Source organism: Dietzia sp. (assembly GCF_036741115.1).
In the GTDB taxonomy this organism is placed as follows: Bacteria; Actinomycetota; Actinomycetes; order Mycobacteriales; family Mycobacteriaceae; genus Dietzia.
The window spans coordinates 1-2922 of record NZ_DAINST010000146.1; the positions used below are offsets into that span (position 1 = coordinate 1).

Consider the following 2922-nt stretch of genomic DNA (forward strand, 5'->3'; position numbering starts at 1 on the left):
CGAGAAGGGCGTGCGTGAACTCGTCGCGTCGTCGGCGGACTCCTCGGCCGGATTCGTCGAGTTCCAGAAGGAGGATGGCCGCACGCTTCTCATCCACCCAACGGCGATCGCCTACCTCGATTTCGGGGCAGAGGCGCCCCGATCCGTCGGTTTCGGGTCGCTCTAACGCGGTTCCCGCGACAGCGCCTAGTACCCTCCTAGAGGAATGAGGGCTAGGTGCGTGTTGCGCGGAGAGGACGTGGTCGATGGCGAACGGTGATGCTGCCAACGGCTCCCGGAACGAGCGGCACCTGCCCCGTGGACGAAGGGCCGGCGGTTCCGCGCGCGGCGCCGGACAGCCCGAGGGCGCCCCGCGCGGCGGTGTGCAGCGCGGTGGCGCGCAGCGCAGTAGCGGACAACGCGGTGCTGCACGGAGTGTCGGTGCCGAACGGAGTGGCGGCACTCGAGAGGGAAGTGCGCCGGGCGGCTCCCATGGAGCGCGCCGAGTCGCGACCGCCCCGTCCGGCTCCGGCCGGCCGGCCAAGTCTGCCGCCGGTCGGTCCGGCCGCCGCACCGCCGCCGCACCGTCCGGTTCGCGGCGCTCGGGCTCGGGCGGTGGCTCGGGCTCGCGTTCGAACCCGGTGGTGCGTTTCTTCCGCCAGTGGGGCTGGCGCGCGTACGCGATCCCGGTGCTCCTCGTGCTCACCATCGCGGTGATCGCGGACGCGGTCCGCAATCCCGAGACCGAGGCCGGGCACGACAACTCGGCAAGCGCCCAGGACCAGCCTTCGGACCCAGGCGTCGGCGACTACAAGGGAGAGATCCCCGAGATGGGGCAGCTTCCCGACGGCGCGCCCGTGCTCCAGGCCGGAGCGGGGACGTTCTCGGTGGTCCCGGGCACGAGCGACGTGGTCGGGCAACCGCAGGGCGAGCTCAACACGTTTACCATTGAGGTCGAGGACGGGATCGACACCGCGGCCTTCGGCGGTAACGATTCCGTCGCGCAGCTCATCCAGACGACGCTGTTCGAACCGAAGAGCTGGACCGGGGACGGGAAGGTCCGCTTCCAGCGCGTCGCGAGCGACCAGTCGCCGAAGTTCCGCATCTCGCTGACCACCCCGCAGACCGTCCGCGACGCGTGTGGCTACGACATCGCGCTCGAGACCTCGTGCTACGACCCGAGCACCGAGCGGGTGTACCTCAACCTCGCGCGCTGGGTGCGCGGCGCGGTCTCGTTCGAGGGCGACCTCGGCCTGTACCGCCAGTACCAGATCAATCACGAGGTCGGTCACGCCGTCGGGCATCCGCAGCACGTCGCGTGCCCGAAGGACGGTGCGCTGGCGCCGATCATGATGCAGCAGACGCTGAGCCTGAAGAACTCCGATCTCCACAAGCTCGACCCCACGGGCTACGCGCCGGACGACGACGTGACGTGTCGGCCGAACGCCTGGCCCTTCCCACAGGCGTAGAGACGAGCCTTCGGGCGTAGGGACGCGCCGGTTGGCGTCGAGACGAGCCCGCGGCGTCGGAAAGGAGGAGGCATGCAGGACGGCAACAGCAGCGCGAACGACGCAGGGACTCGCTTCCCGCCGCTCGTCGAGCCGGGTCCGGAGCTTACGGTGGAGGAGCGGCAGCGCTACGCCCGCCACCTGATCCTCCGCGATTTCGGCCCCGTGGCCCAGCGCCGCGTGCGGGCCGCCACGGCGCTCGTCGTGGGCGCCGGGGGCCTCGGCTCGCCGGTGCTGCTCTACCTCGCCGCCGCGGGGATCGGGCGCCTCGTGGTCGTCGATGACGACACGGTCGACCTCTCGAACCTCCACCGCCAGGTCATCCACGGCGAGGGCTCGATCGGCATGGACAAGTCCGAGTCGGCCTCCCGACGCCTCGCCGACCTTGCAGCGCTCGTCGAGGTCGAGGCCCATACGGTGCGCCTCGACCCGTCGAACATCTCGGAGTTCGTCGACGACTGCGATCTCGTGATCGACGGCTCGGACAATTTCGCCACCCGCTACCTCGTCGCCGACGCGTGCGAGATCTCGGGAACCCCTCTCGTCTGGGGGACGCTCGACCGCTACCGAGCGCAGTTCTCGGTGTTCTGGTCCGCGCCGCCGGCCAGCTACGAGCCCATCGGCCTGCGCGACGTCTATCCCGAGGCCCCCGCTCCCGGCACGGTCCCCAGCTGCGGCGAGGCAGGAATCCTCGGCGCGCTCACCGGGCAGATCGGTTCGCTCCTCGCGCTGCAGGCGCTGTGGCTCATCACCGGGGTCGGCGAGCCGGCGCTCGGGCGCCTCGTGCTCGTCGATTCCCTCGCGACCACCCAGCGCTCGTTGCGGCTCCACGCGGATCCGGACCGGGCCAGGGTGACGGCGCTCGGCGCGATTTCCCAGGATGTTTCGTGCGAGCTCCCTGCCGGAGGCGAGGCAGCAGCCGGGGCGTCCGATGAGTTCGCACAGGTCGAGGAGATTTCCGCGGCCGAAGCCTCGCGGCTCCTCGGTCCGGACTCGGGCACCGTGTTCCTCGACGTCCGCGAGGCGGGGGAGCGCGCCGTCGCGAGCATCGAACCCTCACTGTGGGTGCCGCTCGGCGAGATCGCCGATGCCCTCGCCGATCCCACGAGCCCGCTGTCGCGCGCGCTCGGCGGAAGCGGCGGCGAAGGCAGCGCCGGCGGAAGCGACGACGATACGGCCGCATCGGGCACCGATCTCGTCGTGTTCTGCAAGGCCGGCGGGCGCTCGGCCCAGGCGGCGAGAATCATCGTGGAGCGGGCGGCTACCACGGGGGCTGGCGGCGGCGCGGTCCGAGTGCGCTCGATGGCCGGCGGGATTGATGAGTGGAGCACCGAGATAGATCCGAGCCTGCCTCGCTATTAGGGGACGTCCGGCGTCATGGGCGGGAAAAACGCCCGGGAGGACACCGGTAGGTGGCGCCGCCCCGTAGCACCGA

Annotated in this window: 3 protein-coding genes; all 3 read left to right on the forward strand. The window is 71.0% G+C overall.

Annotated features, from left to right (window positions below):
- Positions 1 to 10: 10 nt before the first annotated feature.
- The 3 genes from V7E05_RS14355 to V7E05_RS14005 all read left to right on the forward strand — a co-directional run bounded on the left by V7E05_RS14355 (position 11) and on the right by V7E05_RS14005 (position 2849).
- Positions 11 to 166, forward strand: a complete 156-nt coding sequence (locus V7E05_RS14355) for a DUF3107 family protein (RefSeq protein ID WP_442891690.1) — start codon at positions 11 to 13, stop codon at positions 164 to 166.
- Positions 167 to 623: 457 nt separating this feature from the next.
- The gene (locus tag V7E05_RS14000) at positions 624 to 1448 is read left to right on the forward strand and encodes a DUF3152 domain-containing protein (protein ID WP_333620242.1); all 825 of its coding nucleotides are present in this window, start codon (positions 624 to 626) and stop codon (positions 1446 to 1448) included.
- A 72-nt stretch (positions 1449 to 1520) separates the two neighbouring features.
- Positions 1521 to 2849 carry a ThiF family adenylyltransferase gene (locus V7E05_RS14005; protein WP_333620243.1) on the forward strand — a complete coding sequence of 443 codons (1329 nt, stop codon included), beginning with the start codon at positions 1521 to 1523 and terminating at the stop codon, positions 2847 to 2849.
- The last annotated feature ends 73 nt before the right edge of the window (positions 2850 to 2922 follow it).

What these genes read in the sequence shown, in the direction of transcription:
- V7E05_RS14005 (WP_333620243.1), top strand. Translation starts at nt 1,521, where the DNA reads ATGCAGGACGGCAACAGCAGCGCGAACGACGCAGGGACTCGCTTCCCG.